At 70.2% G+C, this 20,332-nt stretch carries 21 protein-coding genes; 6 read left to right on the top strand and 15 right to left on the bottom strand.

The window, feature by feature from the left end:
• The first annotated feature begins 53 nt into the window (after positions 1-53).
• Both ASG40_RS01885 and thpR read left to right on the top strand, forming a co-directional pair.
• Positions 54-1,892 (top strand): chloride channel protein, encoded by a 1,839-nt coding sequence (locus ASG40_RS01885; RefSeq protein ID WP_055879591.1) that lies wholly within the window; start codon positions 54-56, stop codon positions 1,890-1,892.
• Between the two features lie 37 nt (positions 1,893-1,929).
• Positions 1,930-2,487, top strand: a complete 558-nt coding sequence (gene thpR, locus ASG40_RS01880) for an RNA 2',3'-cyclic phosphodiesterase (protein ID WP_055879588.1) — start codon at positions 1,930-1,932, stop codon at positions 2,485-2,487.
• A 15-nt stretch (positions 2,488-2,502) separates the two neighbouring features.
• Here the strand turns inward: thpR and coaA are convergent, their stop codons facing one another.
• The 14 genes from coaA to ASG40_RS01810 form a co-directional block, all read right to left on the bottom strand.
• On the bottom strand, positions 2,503-3,486 hold the full coding sequence (coaA, locus tag ASG40_RS01875) for a type I pantothenate kinase (protein ID WP_055881099.1): 984 nt from the start codon (positions 3,484-3,486) through the stop codon (positions 2,503-2,505).
• A 32-nt stretch (positions 3,487-3,518) separates the two neighbouring features.
• Complete coding sequence (locus tag ASG40_RS01870; protein ID WP_055879585.1) at positions 3,519-3,842, bottom strand: phosphoribosyl-ATP diphosphatase; 324 nt, start codon at positions 3,840-3,842, stop codon at positions 3,519-3,521.
• Positions 3,843-3,861: 19 nt separating this feature from the next.
• Complete coding sequence (gene hisF, locus ASG40_RS01865; protein ID WP_055879581.1) at positions 3,862-4,653, bottom strand: imidazole glycerol phosphate synthase subunit HisF; 792 nt, start codon at positions 4,651-4,653, stop codon at positions 3,862-3,864.
• A gap of 61 nt (positions 4,654-4,714) precedes the next feature.
• Positions 4,715-5,197, bottom strand: a complete 483-nt coding sequence (locus ASG40_RS01860) for a DUF29 domain-containing protein (protein WP_055879578.1) — start codon at positions 5,195-5,197, stop codon at positions 4,715-4,717.
• A 40-nt stretch (positions 5,198-5,237) separates the two neighbouring features.
• Entirely contained in the window at positions 5,238-5,981 is a 744-nt protein-coding gene (gene hisA, locus ASG40_RS01855) for a 1-(5-phosphoribosyl)-5-[(5-phosphoribosylamino)methylideneamino]imidazole-4-carboxamide isomerase (RefSeq protein ID WP_055879575.1), read from the bottom strand.
• A 45-nt stretch (positions 5,982-6,026) separates the two neighbouring features.
• Positions 6,027-6,689 (bottom strand): imidazole glycerol phosphate synthase subunit HisH, encoded by a 663-nt coding sequence (hisH, locus tag ASG40_RS01850; protein WP_055879572.1) that lies wholly within the window; start codon positions 6,687-6,689, stop codon positions 6,027-6,029.
• The gene (locus ASG40_RS01845; protein WP_055879569.1) at positions 6,686-7,171 is read right to left on the bottom strand and encodes a DUF2628 domain-containing protein; all 486 of its coding nucleotides are present in this window, start codon (positions 7,169-7,171) and stop codon (positions 6,686-6,688) included. The genes hisH and ASG40_RS01845 overlap by 4 nt, the downstream gene beginning before the upstream one ends.
• Positions 7,172-7,204: 33 nt before the next feature.
• Positions 7,205-7,792 (bottom strand): imidazoleglycerol-phosphate dehydratase HisB, encoded by a 588-nt coding sequence (hisB, locus tag ASG40_RS01840; protein WP_055879566.1) that lies wholly within the window; start codon positions 7,790-7,792, stop codon positions 7,205-7,207.
• A 123-nt stretch (positions 7,793-7,915) separates the two neighbouring features.
• Positions 7,916-8,791, bottom strand: coding sequence for an S-methyl-5'-thioadenosine phosphorylase (locus ASG40_RS01835; RefSeq protein ID WP_055879563.1), 876 nt, complete (start codon positions 8,789-8,791; stop codon positions 7,916-7,918).
• Between the two features lie 153 nt (positions 8,792-8,944).
• Positions 8,945-9,838, bottom strand: coding sequence for a cytochrome c1 (locus ASG40_RS01830; protein WP_055879558.1), 894 nt, complete (start codon positions 9,836-9,838; stop codon positions 8,945-8,947).
• Between the two features lie 21 nt (positions 9,839-9,859).
• A complete protein-coding gene (locus tag ASG40_RS01825; RefSeq protein ID WP_055879554.1) occupies positions 9,860-11,149 on the bottom strand; it encodes a cytochrome b in 1,290 nt (429 codons plus the stop codon).
• 52 nt (positions 11,150-11,201) lie between these two features.
• Positions 11,202-11,777: a ubiquinol-cytochrome c reductase iron-sulfur subunit gene (gene petA / locus ASG40_RS01820; protein ID WP_244472229.1), complete on the bottom strand. Its 576-nt coding sequence runs from the start codon at positions 11,775-11,777 to the stop codon at positions 11,202-11,204.
• A 221-nt stretch (positions 11,778-11,998) separates the two neighbouring features.
• Positions 11,999-13,948, bottom strand: coding sequence for a methyl-accepting chemotaxis protein (locus ASG40_RS01815; protein WP_055879549.1), 1,950 nt, complete (start codon positions 13,946-13,948; stop codon positions 11,999-12,001).
• A gap of 172 nt (positions 13,949-14,120) precedes the next feature.
• Positions 14,121-15,986: an ABC transporter ATP-binding protein gene (locus ASG40_RS01810; protein WP_055879546.1), complete on the bottom strand. Its 1,866-nt coding sequence runs from the start codon at positions 15,984-15,986 to the stop codon at positions 14,121-14,123.
• A 102-nt stretch (positions 15,987-16,088) separates the two neighbouring features.
• On the opposite strand from ASG40_RS01810, the gene ASG40_RS01805 reads away from it, so the two are divergent.
• Genes ASG40_RS01805 through hemF form a run of 3 tightly spaced genes read left to right on the top strand, consistent with a single transcriptional unit; the run spans position 16,089 to position 18,297 of the window.
• Entirely contained in the window at positions 16,089-16,556 is a 468-nt protein-coding gene (locus tag ASG40_RS01805) for a tRNA (cytidine(34)-2'-O)-methyltransferase (RefSeq protein WP_055879543.1), read from the top strand.
• A 59-nt stretch (positions 16,557-16,615) separates the two neighbouring features.
• Positions 16,616-17,338 carry an aspartate/glutamate racemase family protein gene (locus ASG40_RS01800; RefSeq protein ID WP_055879540.1) on the top strand — a complete coding sequence of 241 codons (723 nt, stop codon included), beginning with the start codon at positions 16,616-16,618 and terminating at the stop codon, positions 17,336-17,338.
• A gap of 32 nt (positions 17,339-17,370) precedes the next feature.
• A complete protein-coding gene (hemF, locus tag ASG40_RS01795) occupies positions 17,371-18,297 on the top strand; it encodes an oxygen-dependent coproporphyrinogen oxidase (RefSeq protein WP_055879536.1) in 927 nt (308 codons plus the stop codon).
• A 107-nt stretch (positions 18,298-18,404) separates the two neighbouring features.
• Here the strand turns inward: hemF and ASG40_RS01790 are convergent, their stop codons facing one another.
• Entirely contained in the window at positions 18,405-18,644 is a 240-nt protein-coding gene (locus ASG40_RS01790; protein ID WP_055879532.1) for a hypothetical protein, read from the bottom strand.
• 152 nt (positions 18,645-18,796) lie between these two features.
• Here ASG40_RS01790 and ASG40_RS01785 point away from each other — a divergent pair, with 152 nt between their 5' ends.
• Positions 18,797-19,918 carry an ATP-dependent DNA helicase gene (locus ASG40_RS01785; RefSeq protein ID WP_055879529.1) on the top strand — a complete coding sequence of 374 codons (1,122 nt, stop codon included), beginning with the start codon at positions 18,797-18,799 and terminating at the stop codon, positions 19,916-19,918.
• The last annotated feature ends 414 nt before the right edge of the window (positions 19,919-20,332 follow it).

Here is a 20,332-nt window from a genome sequence, read left to right as displayed (position 1 = left end):
ACAGCAGAGTGTAGGAACCAGGGGATCGATCGGGGTCGGTCGAGCCGTCGGTCATGACGATCCACGCACCGTCACCCGCCCCGAAGGCGGCCGTGAACCGCGTGCCCGCCCGGCTCAGGGCGCTGGTGCGCGGGGGCGAGATCGGGCTCGTGATCCTGGCCGCCGTGGTCGGCTGCGTCGCGGGCCTCGCCGTGGCGGCGATGAGCCTGGCGGCCCAGGCCCTGCGCGAGACCCTCTATCGGTTGCCCGCCGGGGCACGCCTGAGCGCGGCCACCGACCTCGACCCGGTCGTGACGATCCTCGGCCCGGCCGTCGGCGGGGTCGGACTGGGCGTGCTGCTGGTGTGGATGTCGTGGCGGCGCGAGCGGCCGCGCCGGGCGATGATCGATCCCATCGAGGCCAACGCCCTGCACGGCGGCCGCATGTCGGTGCGCGATTCCGGCCTCCTCGCGCTCCAGAACGTGATCTCCAACGGCAGCGGCGCCTCGGTGGGCCTGGAGGCCGGCTACACCCAGCTCTGCGCCGGGCTCGCCTCGCGCCTCGGCCTCGCCTTCGAGCTGCGGCGCTCGGACCTGCGCACCCTCGTCGGCTGCGGCTCGGCCGCCGCCATCGCCGCGGCCTTCGGGGCGCCGCTCACGGGCGCCTTCTACGCCTTCGAACTGATCGTGGGCACCTATTCCATCGCGATCCTGACGCCGGTGGTGGTGGCGGCCCTGTGCGGCAGCCTCGTCGCCAAGGCGGTCCTGGCGCAGCCGCCCCTCGTGGCCGCGACCCTGCCGGAGACCTTCACCACCGCCCCCTTGAGCGCGCTCGACATCCTGCCGAGCCTCGCCCTCGGGCTGATCTGCGCGGGCCTCGGCATCGCGATCATGCGCGGCGTGACGCTGGTCGAGGCCGGGGTCCGCGCCAGCCGCCTGCCGGCCGCCCTCGCCCCGATCCTCGGCGGCCTGTGCGTCGGCGCCCTGGCGCTGGCGGTGTCGCCCCAGGTCCTCTCGGGCGGTCACGGCGCCCTCCACCTGCAGTTCGGGCACGCCGTGCCCGAGGCCGGTGCCCTCGCCCTGATGGTGCTGTTCGCGGCCAAGGCGATGGCGTCGGCGATCTCGATCGGCTCGGGCTTTCGCGGGGGCCTGTTCTTCGCCTCGCTGTTCCTCGGCGCCTTGGCCGGCAAGGTCTTCGCCGTCCTGATGACGGAGATGCTGCCGGGCCTTTCCGGCTTCGGCCTGACGCCGCTGGCCTACGGGGTGGTCGGCATGAGCGCTCTGGCCGTCGCCGTCATCGGCGGCCCCCTCACCATGACCTTCCTGGCCCTCGAACTCACCGGCAGCCTGCCCATCACCGGGCTGGTCCTCGCGGCGGTGATCGCCTCCTCGCTGACGGTGCGCAAGACCTTCGGCTATTCCTTCGCCACCTGGCGCTTCCACCTGCGCGGCGAGAGCATCCGCAGCGCCCACGACATCGGCTGGATCCGCAGCCTCACGGTGGGCGCGCTGATGCGCCGGGACGTGGCCACGATCGATGTCGCGACGCCGCTCGACGCCTTCCTCGTCGCCCATCCCCTCGGTTCGGTCTCTCGGGTGGTGACCGTCGACGTCACCGGGCGCTATGCCGGCATCGTTCTCGTGCCCGAGGCCCACGCCGCGGCGCGGGCCTCGGCCGAGACCCCGCCGCCGCTGTCGGACCTGGTGCGCTACCGCGACGCCTTCCTCGTGCCGGAGATGAACGCCAAGGCCGCCGCAGCTGCCTTCGACCGCAGCGAGAGCGAGGCCCTGGCCGTGCTCGACGCCCGCGACACCCGCCGGGTCGTCGGGCTGCTCACCGAGAGCCATACGCTCAAGCGCTACAGCGAAGAACTCGACCGCCAGCGGCGGGCGATGGTCGGCGAGACGGTCTGACCGAACCGCCCACACCCGAACCCGGAGTCGCCCCGCGATGCCCCGCCTCTTCACCGGCCTCGAGATCCCGCCCGACATCGCCGAGGCGCTGGCGCGCCGTCAGGCCGGGCTGCCGGGCGCCCGCTGGATCGCGCCCCCGGACTTCCACGTGACCCTGCGCTTCCTCGGCGACGTGGAGATTCCCCTGGCGGAGGAGGTCCACGACCTCCTCGCCCGGTCGCGCCCGCGCGGGCTTCTGTCCGTCACCCTGTCGGGCCTCGCGAGTTTCGGCGGCGACAAGCCGCGCGCGATCATCGCCACGCTCGCCCCCTGCCGCGAGCTCGACGCGCTCCAGGCCGAGCACGAGCGGATCTGCCGCCAGGCCGGCGCCGAGCCCGAGCGCCGCGCCTTCACACCGCACGTCACCCTGGCGCGCCTGCGCCGCGAGGTCTCGGCGATGGATGTGGCTGGCTATCTCGTCGAGGCCGGCTTCTTCCCGCCGCTCACCTTCACCGCGAGCCGCGTCGCGCTGTTCTCGGCGCGGGAGTCGAAGGGCGGCGGGCCGTATGTGGTGGAGGCTGCGTATCCGCTCGGCTCGGGGACCGAGGCGTCCTGAAAAGCCGGCCCCGGCTCACAACCGGCGCAGCGCCACGCTCTCGATCCGGTGGCTGGCGCCCTTGGCCAGGATCAGGCTCGCCCGCTGGCGTGTGGGCAGGATGTTGTCGCGCAGGTTGGGCAGGTTGATCGTCGTCCACAGCCGGTCGGCGATCTCCAGGGCCTCGGCCTCCGTCACCTCGGCGTACTTGCGGAAGTAGGAGAGCGGATCGCGGAAGGCGGTGAGGCGCAGGCGCAGGAAGCGGTTGAGGTACCAGCGGTGCAGGTCGTCCTCGTGACCGTCGAGGTAGATCGAGAAGTCGAAGAAGTCCGACACGAACGGGATCGCGGTGCCGTCCCGCGGCAGGCGGGCGGGCTGGAGCACGTTGAGGCCCTCGACGATCAGGATGTCGGGGGATTCCACCACCCGCTCCTCGCCGGGCACCACGTCGTAGACGAGGTGCGAGTAGAGCGGCGCCGCCACCCGCTTCTTGCCCGCCTTGATGTCGGTGAGGAAGCGCAGGAGGGCGGCGGTGTCGTAGCTCTCGGGAAAGCCCTTGCGGTCCATGGCGCCCATGCGCTGCAGGGTGGCGTTGGGCAGGAGGAAGCCGTCGGTGGTGACGAGGTCGACCTTGGGCGTGTTGGGCCAGCGCGCCAGCAGCGCCTTGAGGACGCGGGCCATGGTCGACTTGCCCACCGCCACCGAGCCGGCCACCCCGATGATGTAGGGCACCTTGGCATCCTGCTCGGCGAGCAGGAAGCGCTGCGTCGCCTTGAACAGCCCCTGCGTCGCCGCGACGTAGAGCGAGAGCAGGCGCGAGAGCGGCAGGTAGATCGCCACCACCTCCTCGAGCGAGATCGGGTCATTGAGGGACTGCAGCCGCGTCACGTCTTCGGCGGTGAGCGTCAGGGGCGTGTCCGCGCGCAGCCGGGCCCAATCCTCGCGGGGGAAGATGCGATAGGGGGAGAGCCGCTCGGGCCCGTCTCCGGTGACGGGGTCCTGCCCCAGGGGCTGCCCCAGGGCCGGCGTCGGCCGGATCGCGTCGCGCTCGCTCACGCCGGCCTCCGCGCCGCCTTCTCGGCGATCCCGGACTGCACGGTGCGGCGCTCCAACTCGGCGAGCACCTCGTCGAGGCCGATCTCGGCGCCCTTGAGAACCACGAGGAGATGGTAGAGCACGTCGGCCGCCTCCGCGACGAGGCCCGCCCGGTCGCCCTGGACGGCGGCGATGGCCGCCTCGACCGCTTCCTCGCCGAGCTTCTTGGCGGCCTTGGCCGGGCCTCCGGCCAGGAGCTTGGCCGTGTAGGATCGGTCCGGCGGGGCCTGCGCCCGCACCGCCACCAGCGCTTCGAGATCGCCGAGGGTGAACTCAGTCATGCGGCTCCGAACCCTGGAATCACGGCGCGGCCTCGCCGTCGTCGAGGCGCATTGACAGGCCGGCCGCCGCCATGTGGCGCTTGGCCTCCCGCACCGTGTGCTGGCCGAAATGGAAGATCGAGGCGGCGAGCACCGCGCTGGCGCCGCCGTCGCGGACCCCCGCCACGAGGTCGTCGAGGCTGCCGACGCCGCCGGAGGCGATGACGGGGATCGAGACCGCATCGGTGATGGCCCGGGTGAGGGCCAGGTCGTAGCCCGAGCGCATCCCGTCGCGATCCATCGAGGTGACGAGGAGTTCGCCCGCCCCGCGCGCGGCCATCGTGCGGGCGAAGGCGATGGCGTCGATGCCCGTGCGGGTCCGGCCGCCGTGGGTGAAGATCTCCCAGGCGGACGGCTCGCCCTCGCCCGAGGTGCGCTTGGCGTCGATGGCCACGACGATGCACTGGCTGCCGAACTTCATGGCACCGGCGGCCACGAAGTCGGGGTCGTTCACGGCGGCCGTATTGATCGAGACCTTGTCGGCCCCCGCCAGCAGCAGCGTGCGGATGTCGGCCACGGTCCTGATCCCGCCCCCCACCGTGAGGGGCATGAAGCAGGCCTCGGCCGTGCGGCTGACGGCGTCGAGCAGCGTGCCGCGGGCCTCGTGGCTCGCCGTGATGTCGAGGAAGCACAGTTCGTCGGCACCGGCCGCGTCGTAGGCCTTGGCCGCCTCGACCGGATCGCCGGCGTCGCGCAGTTCGAGGAACTGCACGCCCTTGACGACGCGCCCGTCCTTGACGTCGAGGCAGGGGATGATGCGGGTCTTGAGCACGCGGCCTCTCGGCAGGTTTCAGGAACGTGGACGCCGGTTTCGTGACGAAACCCGCGTCCCCTCAGGGAGTGTCGTCGGGGTCGATGGCGAAGGGACGGGTCAGCACCTCGTCGAGGGTATAGGGGCAGTCGAGGGGGAAGCGTTTCAGTGGCAGGCGCGTCTCCTTCGAAGCTTCGAGGCGTGCTCCATGGTAGGCACGTGCCAAAGCTTCCTCACGCCTGCTTTTCAGTCCGGGACTGTCCTTCAGAACGAAGCCAGCGTTGGAACGATGCGTCGCGATGGAGATCGCCCAACTGCGCGTGCGCTTCGACGGCTGATGATCGCATTTGAGCATGTGCAGGATCACGATCCGCCACGCGCCGACCAGGCTGTCGAATTGGCTGCGGCCCAAGCTCTCGATCTCCTCGGCCAGGTTCTCGCGGTCGAGGGCGTCGAGGTCGCCCGCCCGCAGCCGTGCGCCCTGCTCCTGCGTCCAGGTGTAGAAGTCCTGTGTGTAGGACACACCGGCGGCCGGGAGGGGCGCGGTCTTCGTCACGGCCGTCATCTCAGCCTCGCACCATGCAACTGCATCGGCCTGCATTCTATCACAGCGCGCCGCCCTTCGCCCGGCGGATCGCGGCGAGCGCCTCCTTGGGGTCGATGCGGCCGTCGTAGAGGGCGCGCCCGGTGATCGCGCCGGCCAGGACCGCGCAATCGGGTTCGAGCATGCGGTGCACGTCGGCGATGGAGGCGAGGCCGCCGGAGGCGATGACCGGGATCGTCACGGCCCGGGCGAGCGCCAGGGTCATCTCGATGTTGAGGCCCTTGAGGATGCCGTCGCGCGAGATGTCGGTGTAGATGAGCGCGGCCACGCCGGCGTCCTCGAAGCGACGGCCGAGCTCCTCGGCGGTCATGCTCGAGGTCTTGGCCCAACCCTCCACCGCGACGCGGCCGTCCTTGGCGTCGATGCCCACCGCGATCCTGCCGGGGTGGAGGCGGGCGGCCTCGCGCACGAAGGCGGGATCGCGCACCGCCGCCGTGCCGATGATGACACGGCTGACGCCCTTGGCGATCCAGGATTCGAGGGTGCGCATCTCTCGGATGCCGCCGCCGAGCTGCACCGGCAGCTTCACCCGCGCCAGGATCGCATCGACGGCGGCCGCGTTCATCGGCGCGCCGGCGAAGGCCCCGTCGAGGTCGACCACGTGCAGCCAGGAGAAGCCCTGCTCCTCGAACACCGCGGCCTGGGCGGCGGGGTCGTCGCTGAACACGATGGCCTGGGCCATGTCGCCCTGGACGAGGCGAACGCAGCGCCCTTCCTTCAGATCGATTGCCGGAAACAGGATCACGGGGTCAGCTCGCCATCGGTCGCGGTCGGAGAACAGGGGGCCGGGTCAGGGCGCCCAGCGCAGGAAATTGGCGATCAGGGCGAGGCCCAGTCGCTGGCTCTTCTCGGGGTGGAACTGCGTGCCCGCGACGTTGTCGCGTGCCACGAGCGCCGTCACCGGACCGCCGTAGACGGCGTGCGCCACCACGTCGCCGGCCTCGCGCGGGCGCAGGGCGTAGCTGTGGACGAAGTAGGCGTGCCACCCGGTCTCGCCGGTGGGAATGTTCGCGAGCAACGCCTGGTCGCGGTCGGCGACCAGCGTGTTCCAGCCCATGTGCGGGATCTTCAGGTCGGGATCGGACGGGCTGATCGGCGCGACGTCGCCGGGAATCCAATCGAGGCCCGGCGTCGTCCCGTGCTCGAGGCCTCGGGTCGCCAGGAGCTGCATGCCGACGCAGATGCCGAGGAAGGGGCGGCCGCGCGCCTTGGCGGCATGGGTCATCGCCTCGACCATCCCGGGCACCGCGTCGAGGCCGCGCCGACAGTCGGCGTAGGCGCCGACACCCGGCAGCACCACGCGGTCGGCCCGCGCCACGGTCTCGGGATCGTCGGTCACCGTGATCCGCGTCGCATCGAGGCCGGCCTCGCGGGCGGCGCGCTCGAACGCCTTGGCCGCCGAATGCAGGTTGCCCGATCCGTAGTCGATGATCGCGACGGTCTCGCCGCTCACCGCCGGTCCTCGCTGAACGGGAACAGGCCGATCACACCCTCCGAAACGCGCGACGAGGCGGACGGGAACGGCGCGGCCGGGGGGCGCGCCGCCCGGGCCGGATCGAGCCAGCGGCCCACGACCTTGATCTCGGCCTCCTCGGCGCTGCCGGCGACCACCGCGTCGCGCACCGGCCGGCCCTGGCGGGCGTAGGTCCAGCGGCGCAGGCTCGACGCTTCGAGGCCGATCAGCAGTTGCATCAGGAGGGCGACGGCGGCGCCGGCCACCGGCCGCAGGTTCAGGACCTGGCCGAGGACGACCGCACCCACCAGCAACACGGTGACGAGGAGGGCGGCGAGCCACAGGCGGTGGTAGAGGAACCACAGCGGCCCGTAGGCGAAGGCCGGCCAGGAGAACCCGTCCGGCACCACCTGGGCCCGGTCGATCTCCTGGGTCTCGCCCGCCAGCGTGTGCTCGGGCAGGTGGAGGGTGTAGGTGCGCATCCTGTCAAACCTCGCGGCCCTGGGGCGGAACGGTCAGAGCGAGCCCTTGGTGGAGGGCACGCGGCCGTCCTCGCGCGGATCGATCGCCACGGCGGCGCGCAAGGCGCGGGCCAACCCTTTGTAGCAGCTCTCGGCGATGTGATGGGCGTTGTCGCCGTAGAGCGTCTCGACGTGCAGGGTGATACCGGCGTTCATCGCGAAGGCCTGGAACCACTCGCGCACCAGTTCGGTGTCGAACTGCCCGATCTTCTCGACGCGGAAGGCGGTGCGGAACACGAGGAACGGGCGACCCGAGATGTCCACCGCCACGCGGGTCAAAGCCTCGTCCATGGGCAGGTGGATGTCGGCGTAGCGGGCGATGCCGCGCTTGTCGCCCAGCGCCTTGGCGAAGGCCTGGCCGAGGGCGATGCCGGTGTCCTCCACCGTGTGGTGGTGGTCGACGTGGAGGTCGCCGGTCACGGCCACGTCGAGGTCGAACAGCGAATGGCGGGCGAACAACTCCAGCATGTGGTCGAAGAAGCCGACCCCGGTGGAGATCGCGCAGCGACCGGTGCCGTCGAGCGCCACCGTGACGGCGACGTCGGTTTCGGCGGTGCGGCGGCTGATGCTCGCGGCGCGCATCGTGACAGGCTCGCTCATGGTGACGGGTGACGGATGACGTGCCCGCCTTCTAGTGCGAACCTTCGCCCGATGGAAAGGCTGTCACCGGCATAATCCTGCCGTCCGGACGCATCCTCCGGCGGATCAGCCGCGCAGGACGCGCCCGGCCACCGCGTCGAGCCTGGCGACGAGATCGGGGTCGCGGTGGGACGGGGCGGTCATCACGGCGCCGTCGAGCGCGCGATGCGACCCGGCCGGGCAATCCTCGCGCTCGGCGGGAAAGTCGCGGGCGAGGCGGGCGACGAGGCGGGCGGCCTTGTCGGCATTGGCGCGGGCCACCGCCACCACCGCGGCCACGTCGACGTCGTCGTGGCTCGGATGCCAGCAGTCGAAATCCGTCACCATCGCGATGGTGGCGAAGGTGATCTCGGCCTCGCGGGCGAGCTTGGCCTCGGGCAGGTTGGTCATGCCGATGACGTCGTAGCCGAGGCCCTTGTAGGTCTTGGATTCGGCGAAGCTCGAGAACTGCGGTCCCTCCATGCAGACGTAGGTGCCGCCCTTGTGGACCGGCAGGTTCTCGGCCGCCGCGGCCGCCGCGATGCGGGCCTGGAGGACGGGGCCGACCGGGTGCGCGAAGGGCACGTGGGCGACGCAGCCGTTTCCGAAGAACGAGGATTCCCGCCCGAAGGTACGGTCCACGAACTGGTCGACGAGGACGAACAGGCCGGGGTGGAGTTCGGAGCGGAACGAGCCGCAGGCCGAGATCGACACCAGGTCGGTGACCCCGGCCCGCTTCAGGGCGTCGATGTTGGCCCGGTAGTTGATGCCCGAGGGCGAGAGGCGGTGGCCGCGGCCGTGGCGGGCCAGGAACACCACCTTGGTCCTGCCGATCCTGCCGATCCGCAGGGCGTCGGAGGGCTCGCCCCAGGGGCTCTCCATCACCTCTTCGCGAACCTCCTCCAGGCCGGGCAGGTCGTAGACCCCGGAACCGCCGATCACCCCGAGCACGGCTGTCGTCATGGCGATCGTCCTTCTATGAGGTGTGCTGTGGATGGCCCCGCACGGTCGAGGAGGGCCGCCTGCGGCGCTTGCTTCGCGCCCGTGGTCACGCCCTTACGAAAACGGGCCCGCCTGCGCGAGCCCGTCCGTCGTTCGTCGCGACCGTTCGACGCTTCAGCCGGCCTTGTGCAACTCCGGCTGCAGGCCGTGGACCTCGCCGCCGACGTCGGCCCAGACCCTCTTCTTCACGTAGTAGAGGAGGCCCGACAGGAGGATGAGGAACAGGATCACCCGGAAGCCCAGCGCCTTGCGGGCCTCGAGGTGCGGCTCGGCCGCCCAGGCCATGAAGGCCGCGACGTCGCGCGAATACTGTTCGACCGTCTCGGGCACCACCGGCTCGCCGTTGGCGCCCTTGGCGTAGGTCACCTGACCGTCGCTGAGGGGCTTGGCCATCGCGATCAGGTTGCCGTCCATGTACTTGTTGTAGTGCGCGCCGTCGGGAACGTCCTTGCCGGCGGGGGGCTCCTCGTAGCCGTTCAGAAGCGCGTGGATGTAGTCGACGCCCTGTTCGGAATAGCCGACGAAGGGCATCGCATCGACGACGAAGAGCGGGAAGCCGCGCTCGAACGTGCGGGCCTTGGCCAGCACCGAGAAGTCCGGCGGGGCCTTGCCGCCGTTGGCGGCAGCCGCGGCCTTCTCGTTGGGGAACGGGGAGGGCCAGGCGTCGGCGGGGCGTGCGTTGCGCTCGATCTCCTCGCCGTTGTCGTTCAGCTCCTTGACCTTGTACTCGGCCGCCAGGGCCTTGATCTGGCCGGCGTTGAAACCGGGCCCACCCGCTTCCGCGAGGTTGCGGAAGCGCACGAGGTTCATGCTGTGGCAGTTCGAGCAGACTTCCCGGTAGACCTGGAAGCCGCGCTGGAGCTGGGCCTGGTCGAACTTCCCGAAGATGCCGGCGAAGCTCCAGCTCTCACGGGGCGGGTTCGGGCTGTGCGCGGTTTCCGAGCGGGCGGCCGTAAAGCTGAGGCCGACCGCCAGCAGGGACGCGGCGAGGACGCGAGTCGTTTTCATGGTCGTTGCGTATCCCTGCCCTCAGCCCTTGGACGGTGGTGCGGCGGCCGCGCCCACCGGCATGCCCGAGCCGCCGTGGACCTGCTTGCCCGGCCCCGTCACGCTCTCGAGGATCGAGCCGGGGAGTCGGTTCGGTGTTTCGAACAGGCCGACGAGCGGCATGACGATGAGGAAGTGAGCGAAATAGTAGAACGTGCAGATCTGCGAGGCGATGACGTAGCCGCCTTCGGGCGGCTTGGCGCCGAGCCAGCCCAGCACGATGCAGACGACGACGAAGAGCCAGAAGAACTGACGGTAGATCGGGCGGTAGTTGGCCGAGCGCACGCGCGAGGTGTCGAGCCAGGGCGCGAAGGCGAGGATCAGCACCGCACCGAACATCAGGATGACGCCGCCGAGCTTGTCCGGAACCGCGCGCAGGATCGCGTAGAAGGGCAGGAAGTACCACTCCGGCACGATGTGCTTCGGCGTCACGCCCGGGTTGGCCGGCACGTAGTTGTCGGCGTGGCCGAGGTAGTTCGGCTGGTAGAAGATCCAGTAGGCGAAGAACACCATGAACACGGTCGCGGCGAACACGTCCTTGATCGTCGCGTAGGGCGTGAACGGCACCGCGTCCTTGCCGGACTTGATCGGGATGCCGGTGGGGTTGTTCTGGCCGGTGACGTGAAGCGCCCAGACGTGGAGGACGACCACGCCGACGATCATGAACGGCATCAGGTAGTGCAGGGAGAAGAACCGGTTCAGCGTCGGGCTGCCCACCGAGTAGCCGCCCCAGAGCAGGCTCTGGATGGTGTCGCCGACCACCGGGATCGCCGCCAGGATGTTGGTGATGACGGTGGCGCCCCAGTAGCTCATCTGTCCCCACGGCAGGGTGTAGCCGAGGAAGGCGGTGGCCATCATCAGGAGGTAGATGATCACGCCGAGGATGTAGAGCACCTCGCGCGGGGCCTTGTACGAGCCGTAGTAGAGCCCACGGAACATGTGGATGTAGACCGCCACGAAGAACATCGAGGCGCCGTTGGCGTGCATGTAGCGCAGGAGCCAGCCGTAGTTCACGTCGCGCATGATGTGCTCGACGGAGTTGAACGCGGCGGTCGCCGAGGGGTCGTAGTGCATGGCGAGCCAGATGCCCGACACGATCTGGACGCCCAGCATCAGCATCAGGATCGCGCCGAAGGTCCAGAAGTAGTTCAGGTTCCGCGGGACCGGGAACGACACGAACGACGAATGCACGAGCCCGACCAGCGGCAGGCGCGTCTCGAACCATTTCGCCAGCCGGCTCTTGGGGACGTAGGCAGTGCCGTGTGCGCTCATGAGGCTACCCGCTCAAATGCTGTGACTGTGGCATCGGACGACCGACGTGGCGTCAGGCGACGGCTTTCCCGGCCTCTTCGCCGATGCGGATCTTGGTGTCGCCCTCGAACACATAGGGCGGAATCGGCAGATTGGACGGCGCCGGGCCGCGGCGAACGCGCCCGGACGCATCGAACAGCGAGCCGTGGCAAGGGCACGACCAGCCGTCGTACTGGCCCTGGTGCCCGATCGGGACGCAGCCGAGGTGGGTGCAGTTGCCGTAGACCACGAGCCACTTGGCGTGGCCCTCCTTGACGCGGTCGGAATCGGCCTGCGGCTGGATGAGGTCGGCCAGCTTGACCTCGGAGAGCTCCTTGATCTCCTTCTCGGTCCGGTTCCGGACGAAGATCAGCTTGCCGCGCCAGAACACGTTGACGATCTGCCCGTCCTGGATCGGGGCGAGGTCGACGTCGAGGGGGGCGCCGGCCGCCACGGTGGCGGCATCGGGCGCCATCGACGCGACGAACGGCCACGCGGCGGCCGCCATGCCGACGGCGAGGGCCGAGCCGGTCGCCAGGTAGAGAAAGTCACGACGTGAGCCGTCCGCTGCGCCGGTGGCGGTGTCGGGTGTCGGCACGGTGTTCGCCAAGGTGGAGACTCCAGGTCTACGGAGGGCGCCGGATCGGAGGAGGGAGGCGCGGGCCGGTGAGGCCACCGCGACATCGCACAACCGTCGCCCCGGAAGCAACGTCGCGGGAGGAAAGCACCATCCCGCGATTTCGTGCAATGCGACCGCACGTCACCAGAAGTCAAGACGGGCCCGCGCCGTCGTCGCGGGGCGGGACGGCGACGCAGGGCGGACGAACCGGATCAGAGAAAGCGGACGCCGATCTCGCCCGCCGCCCGGCGGACCACGGCGCAGCTCATCCGTCGCCCGGTCTCCTCCACGTGCAGGTCGAACCGGTCCGGGACCGCGTCCGGCGAGGACACGTGCAGCTTGGCGCCCGTGCGCGAGAGGTTCCTGACCGTCGCCTGGATCGTCCGACCCGCGGCCAGGATCGCGGCCGGCATCAGCACGCGGGTGCGGTGATCGGCGCGCCGCTCCTCGATGCCCGCGGTCCAGTCGTCGAGGCTGAGGCTGATGCTGGAGACGCCCCCGGACGCCTGGCGCATGCTTTTCAGGATCTCGCCGGTCGCCTCGCTCTGGGCGTCGGTGGAATCGGCGACCTCCGCCACGAAGCGGCGGATGGTGCCGATGGATTCCGTGATCGAGGCGAGCTGTCCGCCCACGGCGTCCGACACGTCCTGCATGCCCGCGATGTCGGCGGCGATCTTGGCGGTGGCCGCCGTCGTCTGGCTGGCCAGTCCCTTGACCTCGGCGGCGACGACCGCGAAGCCGCGCCCGGCCGCACCCGCCCGCGCCGCCTCGATGGTGGCGTTGAGGGCGAGCAGGTTGATCTGCTCGGCGATGTCGGTGATCAGCTGCACCACGTTCCCCATCGACTGGGCGGCCGTGCGCAGGCGGGCCGTGGCGGCGTCGGCCTCGTGGGTGCGGCCGTGGATCTCGTCCACCGCCGCCCGTGACCGGGCCATGGTCTGCGAGATCGCCAGGGCCGCCGTGTTCATGGCCTCGGCCGAGGTCGTCACCGCCTGGACGTTGTCGAGGGTGCGGTCGGCGGCATCGATGGCGGATTTCCGCGCGGTCATGCTGGCGGAGACGTCGGTGGCGAATTTCACGACCTTGATCAGCCGCCCGTCGGGATCGAAGATCGGGTTGTAGCTCGCCTGGATCCAGACCGGGCGACCGTCCTTGGCGATCCGCTGGAACAGGCCCGCGACGAAGTCGCCGCTGCGCAGGCGGTCCCAGAACGCCTTGTACCCGTCGCTCGCGGCGTAGTCGGGCGCCACGAACAGGCTGTGGGATTTCCCCAGGACCTCCTCCCGGCCGTAGCCCACGGCGTTCAGGAAGTTCTCGTTGACCTCGAGGATGCGGCCCTGGGTATCGAACTGGATCACCGCCTGGGCCCGGTTGATCGCGGCGAGCTGCCCGGACGCGTCGGCGCGCACCAGCTTGTCCCGCGTCACGTCGGAGGCGTATTTCACGACCTTGAAGGGCCGTCCGTCGATGTCCCGGATCGGGTTGTAGGTGGCCTGGAGCCAGATCTCGCGTCCGTCCTTGCCGTAGCGCTTGTACTCGGCGGCCTGGAACTCACCCGCGGCGAGACGGCGCCAGAAATCGGCATACTCCGGGCTCGCCGCCTCGGCCGCCCCCACGAACATCCGGTGATGCCGGCCGCGGATCTCCTCGATGGTGTAGCCGACCGCACCGAGGAAGTTGGCGTTGGCCTCGCGGATCGTGCCGTCGAGGTCGAAATGGATCACCGCCTGCGACTTGCCGATCGCCTGGGTCTCGCCCAGGAACTCCGCGCTCAGCCGCTTCTGGGCGGTGATGTCGGTGGCGAACTTGACGATGCGCACCGGCTTGGCGCGCCGGTCGAGGATGGGGTTGTAGGTCGCCTGCAGCCAGATCGTGCGACCGTCCTTGGCGACCCGCTCGTACTCCGCGGACTGGTACGTTCCGGCCCTGAGCGACTCCCAGAACGCCGCGTACTCCGCGCTCGCCGCATGGGCGGGGGAGACGAACATCCGGTGGTGTCGCCCGCGGATCTCGTCGAGGCCGTAGCCGACGACGGCGAGGAAGTTGCGGTTCGCGTTGAGGATGGTCCCATCCAGCGCGAACTCGATCGTTCCGCGCGATCTGTCGATGGCGCTGAGCCAGGCCTTCTGCTCATGGGATCGACGGTACGTTGAGAGAAGCATCGACCCTGCCGCGCCTTCGGTGTCTTTAACGCCCGGCAGCCTCGCAAACATAGGTTAATTTTAGGTTGCTTACTGTCTTCTCTCAGCCCAAGTCATTGATGGCGCTCGAATAAAGCCATCCGCTTTCAGGTCGAGTAGAGTTGAATACAATATTATTCTCGAAATCCCTTCGTTATTCGGCGGCATCCCTCAACGTCGCATCCCGGGCCGGCAGGAAGCCACCCGATTGGCGCCGCCACAGGCCGGCATAGACGCCGCCTGCCGCGACCAGGTCGGCGTGCCGGCCCTCCTCGATGATGCGGCCCTTGTCGATGACGATGAGGCGGTCGAGGGCGGCGATGGTCGAGAGCCGGTGCGCGATGGCGAGCACCGTCTTGCCGGCCATCAGCGTGTCGAGGCTGTCCTGGATCGCCGCCTCGACCTGGCTGTCCAGCGCCGAGGTCGCCTCGTCGAGGATCAGGATCGGCGCGTCCTTGAGCAGCACGCGCGCGATGGCGATGCGCTGGCGCTGGCCGCCCGACAGCTTGACGCCGCGCTCGCCGACCTGGGCGTCGTAGCCGGTGCGGCCCTTGTGGTCGACGAGATCGCGGATGAACACGTCGGCCTGCGCCAGGCGGGCGGCCCGCTCGATCTCCTCCTGCGTCGCGTCCGGCCGGCCGTAGGCGATGTTGTCGCGGATCGAGCGATGCAGGAGCGAGGTGTCCTGCGTGACCATGGCGATGGCGCCGCGCAGGGAATCCTGGGTGACCTGCGCGATGTCCTGGCCGTCGACCAGGATGCGCCCGCTCTCGACCTCGTGCAGGCGCAGCAGTAGCGACGTGATGGTGGTCTTGCCGGCACCGCTGACGCCCACGAGCCCGACCTTCTCGCCCGGCGCGATGCGAAAGCTGAGGTCGTCGATGATGCTGGCGTCGCCCCGTCCATAGTGGAAGCCGACGTCCTCGAACCGGATCTCGCCGCCCGTCACCGTCAGGGGCACGGCGGCGGGCCGGTCGACGATGCCGTGCGGCCGGGCGATGGTCTGCATGCTCTCCTGGATCACGCCGACGTTCTCGAAGATGCCGCGCACGGTCTGCATCACCCACCCCGACATCGCGATGAGGCGCAGCACCAGGGCGAGGCCGGCGGCCCCTTCCCCGGTGGTCAGCCCGCCCCGCTGCCACAGGACGAGGCACATGCCGGCGGTGGCCACGATCAGCAGGCTGTTGAGGAGCCCCAGCATCGTCGTCGTGAGCGTAACGAGGCGAAACTGGTGGAGGTAGGCCTTGGTGTGGACGTCCACCGCCCCGCGCACCGCCGCGCGCTCCTCGCGGGTGCGGGCGAACAGCTTGACGGTGAGGATGTTGGTGTAGCTGTCGACCACTCGGCCGATCAGCGCCGAGCGGGTGTCGGCCGTGGCCAGCGACCGCGAGCGGGCGCGCGGCACGAACCAGCGGGTGAGCAGGCCGTAGGCCACCACCCACACCACCACAGGCAGGGCGAGCCAAAGGGAGATCGAGCCGAACAGCCCCATCGCCGTCACCGCGTAGATCGCCACGTAGAGGAGCGTGTCGATGAACACCACGGCGAGCTCGCGCACCGCCGGCCCCACCTGCACCACCCGGTTGGCGAGCCGCCCGGCGAAATCCGCCTGGAAGTACGAGAGCGAGTGGCCGAGGGTGTAGAGGTGGGTGCGCCAGCGGATCTGGTTGGTCGCCTGGGGCACGATGAGCTGGTTGGACACGAGTTCGTGCAGCCAGATCGAGATGGGGCGCACCACCAGCACCATGGCGGCGGCCAGGGCGAGGGCGCCCCCGTGGTCGGCCAGCAGGGTCGCCCGGTCGGCGGTGGCGAGCAGATCCACGAACCACCCCATCAGGAGGTAGAGCGAGGCCTCGACGACGCCCGCCACGAGGGCGATGACGAACAGGACGACGAGGGCGCCGCGGATCGGCCGCAGGTAGAAGCCGGCGAACCCCGTCACGCTCTTGGGGGGCATCCGCTCCTCGTCGAACGGCGCGAAAGGGTCGATGCGGCGCTCGAGCCAGTCGAGGAACATGCGGGTCTGCCAGATGTGGATGCTGCAATGCGATATAGGCCGCCTTGACGAAGGACCAAGCGGGGGGCGATGCCGCATCCTCCCGCGGACCCACCGGCAGCCATGCTCCGTCTCGCCCTCTACCAGCCCGACATCCCGCAGAACACCGGCACGATGCTGCGGCTGGCCGCCTGCCTCGGTGTCGCCGTCGAGATCATCGAGCCGGCCGGGTTCGACGTCTCCGACCGGCACCTGCGCCGCTCGGGCCTCGACTACCTCGACCACGTCGCCCTGACCCGGCACCGCTCCTGGGCCGCCTTCTCGGAATGGCGCAAACAGGCCGGGGTCCGGCTCGTGCTCGCCACCACCGCCGGCGCGCTGCCCTACACCGATTTCTCCTTCGCTCCCGGCGACTGCATCCTGATGGGCCGCGAATCGGCCGGCGTGCCCGACGGCGTCCATGCCGACGCCGACGCCCGCGTGGTGGTCCCGATCCGCCCCGGGCTGCGCTCCCTCAACGTCGCCGTCTGCGCGGGCATGATCGTGGGGGAGGCGATCCGGCAGACGGGGAGCGGGCGCGAGGGATCATGACGCGACCGGTCCCTGGCACGACGCCTGCCTGACCCGCCCGAGCGAGCCGGAGTATTCCCTTGCGCATCCTCGTCATCAACCCGAACACCCTCGCCTCCGTCACCGACCTCGTGGCGACCCATGTCCGACAGGTGGCGGGAAACCGCGCCGAGGTGGTGCCGGTGACCGGTCGGTTCGGGGCGCGCTACATCGCCAGCCGGGCGGCGGCCTGCATCGCCGGGCACGCCGCCCTCGACGCCCTGGCCGAGCACGTCACGGGCTGCGACGCGGTCTACCTCGCCTGTTTCGGCGATCCGGGGCTGGCGGCGCTGCGCGAGATCTCGCCGGTGCCGGTGGTGGGCATGGCCGAGGCCTCCTGCCGTGAGGCCGCCGCGACCGGGCGCTTCGGCATCGTGACGGGAGGAGCGGCGTGGGCGCCGATGCTCACCGAATTCGTGGGGAGCCTCGGCCTCGGGGAGCGTTTCACGGGCGTGCGAACCATCGCGCCCACCGGCGACCGGATCGCGAACGATCCCGACGCGGCGCTGGCCGACCTGGCCGCGGCCTGCCGCAGGTGCGCCGAGGAGGACGATGCCGGGGTGGTCATCCTCGGCGGGGCGGCGCTGGCCGGTCTGGCGGCGCGCATCCAGGCGGACGTGCCGGTGCCGGTCCTCTGCTCGGTCGCCGTCGGCACCGAGGCGGCGATCGCCGCGGCCTCGTCGGGCGACCGACAGCCGCCCGCCCTCGCCCTCGACAGCATCGGCCTCGGCCCCGCCCTGACCCGACGCCTGTCGGGCGATTGACGCCTGCGCGAGGGGATGGGACATCCCGGTCCATGACGAAGCCAGACCTCGCCGCCCATACGCTCCCCGACGCGGATCTGACCGCCCTCAAGGGGCAGGCCCAGACCTGGTTCGCGACCCTGCGCGACAGGATCGTGGCCGCCCTGGAGGCGCTGGAGGCGGAGGCGACCGGGCCGTTCCACGAGGATGCGCCCGCCGAGCCCGGGACCTTCGTGAAGACGCCGTGGACGCGCACCGACCACACCGGCGAGCACGGCGGCGGCGGCACCATGGCGATGCTCAAGGGCCGGGTGTTCGAGAAGGCCGGCGTCCACATCTCGACGGTGCACGGCGAGTTCGCGCCCGAGTTCCGGGCGCAGATGCCCGGAGCGGCCGAAGACCCGCGCTTCTTCGCCACCGGCATCTCGCTGATCGCCCACCCGTGGAACCCCAACGCCCCCACCGTCCACATGAACACCCGGTTCGTGGTGACGACAAAGGCCTGGTTCGGCGGCGGGGCCGACCTCACCCCGGTGCTCGAGCGCCGGCGCAACCAGGAAGACCCGGACAGCCTCGCCTTCCATGCGGCCATGAAGGCGGCCTGCGATGCGCACGCCCCGGCCGCCGACTACGACCGCTACAAGGCCTGGTGCGAGGAGTACTTCCACCTCAAGCACCGCAACGAGCCGCGCGGCATCGGCGGCATCTTCTACGATTATCACTGGACCGGAGACCCGGGCGCCGACCTCGCCTTCACCCGCGACGTCGGCGGGGCCTTCCTCAAGGCGTATCCGGCCATCATGCGCGCCAACCTCGCCGAGGCATGGACCGAGGCCGACCGGCTCGAGCAGCAGGTGCGGCGCGGGCGCTACGTCGAGTTCAACCTGCTCTACGACCGCGGCACCATCTTCGGCCTCAAGACCGGCGGCAACGTCGCCTCGATCCTGTCGTCGCTGCCCCCCACCGTGCGCTGGCCGTGAGGGTCCCCACGACCATCGTTGCTTCGCCTCGCGCCGCGCGTCCGTCCGCAACCGTTCGGCGGATCGAAGCCGCGATGGTCGCAGGAACCCCGCGCCGACCGCCGCCGCTACCGGCGTGGCCCCAGGCCCGTGTGCAGCGTGATGTCGAGGCGCGCCAGGGCACGGCGGATCGCATGGATCTCGAGGGCGAGGGGATCGCTCGGCTTCCCCGCCACGGCGTCGAGTTCCAGGCGGGCCCGGGCGATCTCCACATCCGCCAGCATCCGGGCGGCGTGGCCCTCAGCCGTCATCGGGGCGGGACCCTGGGCGCGACCGGAGGCCGGATCGATCTCGACGACGACACCCATGGTGCGATCTCCTCGGCGACGGGGCAACGCGCACCGCGGCCGTCGGCATCCTCGACCGCCTTCGTTGCTTCTTTGTGTCCCGCGAGCGCATCTCGCAGCCTTGCCTCGCGCGGCGTGCGCGGCCGCACGAAGGCGGCGGGCGCCCCGGCCCCATGAGCGGCACCGATCTCCCGACGCGCTTCGCCCCCCAGCAGGAGGACGCGCTCAAGGCCATTTCCGCCTGGCGAAAGGGCGGCGGCGCCCAGGTGTTCCGGCTGTTCGGCTATGCCGGCACCGGCAAGACCACGCTGGCCCGGCGCATCGCCGACGACGTCGACGGGGCCGTGGTGTTCGGAGCCTTCACCGGCAAGGCGGCCTCGGTGATGCGCGCCCGCGGCTGCCACGACGCCGCGACGATCCACAGCCTGATCTACCGCACCAAGGAGACCGAGGACGGCGGCCCCGCCTTCACCCTCAACCGGGCCGGGCCGGTGGCCAAGGCCGACCTCGTGGTAATCGACGAATGCTCGATGGTGGATTCCGACCTCGGCAACGACCTCCTGTCCTTCGACAAGCCGGTGCTGGTGCTCGGCGACCCGGCCCAGCTGCCGCCGGTACGCGGGGGCGGTTTCTTCACCGAGGCCGAACCCGACGTGATGCTCACCGACGTCCATCGCCAGGCCGCCGACGACCCGATCGTGCGCATGGCGATGACGGTGCGCGAGGGCGGGCGCCTGACCATCGGCACGTACGGCCTCAGCCGCGTGGTCTCGCGCCGCGAGATCGACCCGACCCTGGTGCTGGAGGCCGACCAGGTGCTGGTCGGCATGAACAAGACGCGCCGCCTCTACAACAACCGCCTGCGGGAGCTCGCGGGCCATACCGACCCGATGCCGGCGGTGGGCGAGAAGCTGGTCTGCCTGCGCAACGACCGCACCAAGGGCCTCCTCAACGGCTCGACCTGGACCGTCCACGCCCTGCGCGGCGCCGCCCGCCCCGACGCGATCCGCCTCGACGTGGTGCCCGAGGACGACCCGGCCCTGCGCCGGCGCCCCATCGACATCACCGTCCTGCGCGCGATCATCGCCGGTTCGGAGGAGGAGATCCCCTTCGCCCTCAAGCGCGAGACCGACGAGTTCACCTACGGCTACGCCCTCACCGTCCACAAGGCGCAAGGCTCGCAATGGGACGACGTGGTGCTGTTCGACGAATCCTTCGCGTTCCGCGAGCACCGGGCCCGCTGGCTCTACACCGGCCTCACCCGGGCGGCGCGGGCGATCACCGTGGTGGTGTGAGTGGAGCGGTCCTTGCTTCAAGGACCCAGTCTTCGGACGGACACATCGGCGACGTAAGGGAGTTCCGCGAAGGCCGGCGAGCATGCGCAGAGATACCGAGGGATCTCGAGAAACTCCGTGCAACCTGGATTAGTATAATATCGATCTTGTAACGCGAAAGGTGCAATTCCGCCTGCGTGCCGGTGTCGCCTGGAATGGCATTGCTCTTCGGACACGCTTCGCGAGGCCGAGATCCAGGTATCGCGCGCAGCTTATCGAGATTGGTCGGTGTCATTGTGCGGGGGAGGTGGCGATACGATCTGCGGAAATCGGATTTTTGGCTGCCTGATCGTGTCGGTGACTGTGGACGTCGGCAATACGTCAGGCCTATGCCGGTCAAGATCTGGGCGAGCCGTTCGGATCTGTCTGGTCTGC

Origin of the sequence: Methylobacterium sp. Leaf399 (assembly GCF_001424525.1) — a bacterium.
Classification (GTDB): Bacteria; Pseudomonadota; Alphaproteobacteria; order Rhizobiales; family Beijerinckiaceae; genus Methylobacterium.
Note: the sequence above shows the minus strand (reverse complement) of the source record. Positions and strands in the feature narration are given on the sequence as shown.

What these genes read in the sequence shown, in the direction of transcription:
- ASG40_RS01885 (WP_055879591.1), top strand. Translation starts at nt 54, where the DNA reads ATGACGATCCACGCACCGTCACCCGCCCCGAAGGCGGCCGTGAACCGC.
- thpR (WP_055879588.1), top strand. Translation starts at nt 1,930, where the DNA reads ATGCCCCGCCTCTTCACCGGCCTCGAGATCCCGCCCGACATCGCCGAG.
- ASG40_RS01870 (WP_055879585.1), bottom strand. Translation starts at nt 3,842, where the DNA reads ATGACTGAGTTCACCCTCGGCGATCTCGAAGCGCTGGTGGCGGTGCGG.
- ASG40_RS01860 (WP_055879578.1), bottom strand. Translation starts at nt 5,197, where the DNA reads ATGACGGCCGTGACGAAGACCGCGCCCCTCCCGGCCGCCGGTGTGTCC.
- ASG40_RS01845 (WP_055879569.1), bottom strand. Translation starts at nt 7,171, where the DNA reads ATGCGCACCTACACCCTCCACCTGCCCGAGCACACGCTGGCGGGCGAG.
- hisB (WP_055879566.1), bottom strand. Translation starts at nt 7,792, where the DNA reads ATGCGCGCCGCGAGCATCAGCCGCCGCACCGCCGAAACCGACGTCGCC.
- ASG40_RS01835 (WP_055879563.1), bottom strand. Translation starts at nt 8,791, where the DNA reads ATGACGACAGCCGTGCTCGGGGTGATCGGCGGTTCCGGGGTCTACGAC.
- ASG40_RS01830 (WP_055879558.1), bottom strand. Translation starts at nt 9,838, where the DNA reads ATGAAAACGACTCGCGTCCTCGCCGCGTCCCTGCTGGCGGTCGGCCTC.
- ASG40_RS01825 (WP_055879554.1), bottom strand. Translation starts at nt 11,149, where the DNA reads ATGAGCGCACACGGCACTGCCTACGTCCCCAAGAGCCGGCTGGCGAAA.
- ASG40_RS01815 (WP_055879549.1), bottom strand. Translation starts at nt 13,948, where the DNA reads ATGCTTCTCTCAACGTACCGTCGATCCCATGAGCAGAAGGCCTGGCTC.
- ASG40_RS01810 (WP_055879546.1), bottom strand. Translation starts at nt 15,986, where the DNA reads ATGTTCCTCGACTGGCTCGAGCGCCGCATCGACCCTTTCGCGCCGTTC.
- ASG40_RS01805 (WP_055879543.1), top strand. Translation starts at nt 16,089, where the DNA reads ATGCTCCGTCTCGCCCTCTACCAGCCCGACATCCCGCAGAACACCGGC.
- hemF (WP_055879536.1), top strand. Translation starts at nt 17,371, where the DNA reads ATGACGAAGCCAGACCTCGCCGCCCATACGCTCCCCGACGCGGATCTG.
- ASG40_RS01790 (WP_055879532.1), bottom strand. Translation starts at nt 18,644, where the DNA reads ATGGGTGTCGTCGTCGAGATCGATCCGGCCTCCGGTCGCGCCCAGGGT.
- ASG40_RS01785 (WP_055879529.1), top strand. Translation starts at nt 18,797, where the DNA reads ATGAGCGGCACCGATCTCCCGACGCGCTTCGCCCCCCAGCAGGAGGAC.